Genomic DNA, 251 nt, shown 5'->3' on the forward strand with positions numbered 1-251 from the left:
GGCGCCTGCACATCCTGCTGGCGCGTGAAGGGCACCGGCTGAACCACAAAAAGCTGTTCCGTCTGTACCGGGCGGAACGCCTCGGGGTACGGCGCCGTGGCGGGCGCAAGCGCGCGCTCGGCACGCGTGTGAATCGGCGTGGAAAAAGGCCCCCCTGAGAGGGGTGATCGGCGTCCAAAAGGGACCCCTCTGGTGAAGGGGTTCACGTTGGCTCTCGGTGATGCCGGGGGTCATGTTTGGGATGCTGGTGG

Annotated in this window: 1 pseudogene; it reads left to right on the forward strand. The window is 66.5% G+C overall.

The window, feature by feature from the left end:
• A pseudogene (locus AC1MIR_RS27920) lies at positions 1–128 on the forward strand (IS3 family transposase); the annotation flags it as partial.
• Positions 129–251 lie beyond the last annotated feature (123 nt).

The organism is Falsiroseomonas sp. RANM36 (assembly GCF_056682175.1).